This window comes from Actinosynnema sp. (assembly GCF_052038725.1).
In genome coordinates, this window is the sequence record NZ_JBQGCX010001106.1 from 1 (window position 1) to 2,153 (window position 2,153).

3 protein-coding genes are annotated in these 2,153 nt (G+C 74.6%); 2 read left to right on the forward strand and 1 reads right to left on the reverse strand.

What is annotated here, in order from left to right:
• Positions 1–337 precede the first annotated feature (337 nt).
• Positions 338–841, forward strand: a complete 504-nt coding sequence (locus tag ACTUAL_RS23350) for a YbaK/EbsC family protein (protein WP_096492029.1) — start codon at positions 338–340, stop codon at positions 839–841.
• Positions 838–1,401 (forward strand): GNAT family N-acetyltransferase, encoded by a 564-nt coding sequence (locus ACTUAL_RS23355; protein WP_096492028.1) that lies wholly within the window; start codon positions 838–840, stop codon positions 1,399–1,401. Before ACTUAL_RS23350 ends, ACTUAL_RS23355 begins: the two co-directional genes overlap by 4 nt.
• A 49-nt stretch (positions 1,402–1,450) precedes the next feature.
• Here the strand turns inward: ACTUAL_RS23355 and ACTUAL_RS23360 are convergent, their stop codons facing one another.
• The gene (locus ACTUAL_RS23360) at positions 1,451–2,074 is read right to left on the reverse strand and encodes a CHAP domain-containing protein (RefSeq protein ID WP_440901742.1); all 624 of its coding nucleotides are present in this window, start codon (positions 2,072–2,074) and stop codon (positions 1,451–1,453) included.
• Between the last annotated feature and the right edge of the window lie 79 nt (positions 2,075–2,153).

Sequence of the window (2,153 nt, forward strand, 5' to 3'; positions counted from 1 at the left end):
AGCAGAGCGGGGGTTGGGATTCGAGGCAGGGCCGGGACTTGGGGCGGGGCCGTGGTTCGGGAGCCGGGGCCAGGGCTGGGGCCGGAGAACGGGGATCGGAAATCGGGGATCCGGGGCCAGGATCCGGGTAGCGGAATCGAGGAAGAGACCAAGTGCATCGGGTTGCGGTGAGGGGCGCGGTGCAGCGGTTGGGGGTTTGTGCTGCTGCGCGGCGCCTGGCGTGGGGCGCTTCCCCCGCCCCACGCCAGGGCATCGCTCGAACAGGTGTTCGAACGTGATCAGCGTAGCGCGTCGGCCCGGCACTCAACAACCCGGCCGGACGTGGTCTCATGAACAGGTGAGCGCACCCCACGACCACCCCGGCATCGCCAAGGTCGCCGCAGTGCTGGACGAGTCCGGCCACTCCGATTCCTCGCGGGGCATCCGCGTGCTCGCGGACGCGGTCCGCACCGCCGCCGAGGCCGCCGAGGCGGTCGGCGTCCCGGTCGGCGCGATCGCGAACAGCCTGGTCTTCGCCGCCGTCACCGACGGCGTCGCCACCCCGCTGCTCGCGCTGACCTCGGGCGCGCACCGCGCCGACACCGCGCTGCTGGCGGAGCTGGTCGGCGCGGACTCGGTCGAGCGGGCCACCCCGGCGTTCGTCCGCGAGCACACCGGCCAGGTCATCGGCGGGGTCGCGCCCGTCGGGCACCCGGCGCCGCTGCGGACCCTCGTGGACGTGGCGCTGCGGGAGCACGAACAGGTGTGGGCGGCGGCGGGGCACCCGCACGCGGTCTTCCCCACGACGTTCGAGGCCCTGGTCGAGCTGACCGGCGGCGCCCCCGTCGAGGTGGTCCGGTGACCGCGCTCCCGCCCGCGCGCAAGCTGGTCGAGGCCTCCCCCGCCGAGCTGACCGCGCGGCTGCCCGAGGCGCTGGCGCTGTACGTGAACGCCATGCGCTACCCGAGGGGCACCGCCGAGCAGCGCGCCCCGATGTGGATGGCGCACATGACCCGCGAGGGCTGGCGGTGCGTGCTGGCGCTCGGCGAGGACGACGAGCTGGTCGGCCTCGGCTACGGCTACCACGGGGCGTCCGGCCAGTGGTGGCACGAGCAGGTGCGGCACGGGCTGACCCTGGTGTCCGGCCCGGCCGCGGCGCAGGAGTGGATGAGCGACTACTTCGAGCTGACCGAGCTGCACGTGCTGCCGAGCGCGCAGGGCGCCGGGATCGGCGAGGCGCTGCTGCGGGAGCTGCTGGCGGGCGTGTCGAGCCCGCGCGTGCTGCTGTCGACGCCGGAGGGCACGAGCCGGGCGTGGAAGCTGTACCGGCGGGTGGGCTTCGTGGACGTGCTGCGGCACTACCAGTTCACCGGCGACCCGCGCCCCTTCGCGGTGCTCGGCCGCGAGCTGCCCGTCGACTGACGCGCGACGGGCTCCCCCCGGCTTCCGGAGGGAGCCCGTCGCGGTCGGACTAGAACGGCGAGACGAACCCGCTGGCCGGTCGGCCGAAGCCCGCGCTCAACCCGTCGATCTTGCGCCACCGGGTGTAGGCCACCCGGTCGCCGTAGTTGCCCTCGACGGTGCGCACGTGCGTGGCCTTGAGGCCGCTGTCGTCGTACCTGACCTCCACGACCAGCCCGACGTGCGCGAACATCGACGGGTACTGGCCGAACACGACGACGTCGCCCATCTCCACGTTGCGCTCGGAGATGTCGCGCCACTTGCCGTTCTCCCGAGCCCACTTCTGCCAGTAGGTCGCCCAGTGCCCCTGGTCGAGGCCGGACGCGCCGGGCGCGGGCCGCATGGACGGCCGGTCCTCCACGCCGCCGACGGTCCACGCCCAGTTCACGAACACCCCGCACCACTGCGCGGGGCGCATGACGGCGGAGTCGACCTGCTGGTAGCGCTCGGGGTACAGCTCGGGCCCGCTCTCGCGCTGCCCGACCTCGGCCATCGCCTTGTCGACGATCTCCTGCCGGACCCGCCACTGCTCCAGCTCGCCCGGCGCGGCCTGCGCGGGCGCCGCGACGGCACCCAGCAGCGCGGCGGAAGCCAGCACGGCCCCCAGCGCCGCGCGGACACCCCGTCTGGACATCGGTCCCCCTCCTGACGCGCCACGGGCGGCGCGGACGCGCCCGCCGTGGACCCGCGTCACCCGGTCGACCGGGCGGTGC

Bases quoted from the DNA above. Each gene is read 5' to 3' on its own strand.
- ACTUAL_RS23360 (WP_440901742.1), bottom strand. From the start codon at position 2,074: ATGTCCAGACGGGGTGTCCGCGCGGCGCTGGGGGCCGTGCTGGCTTCC.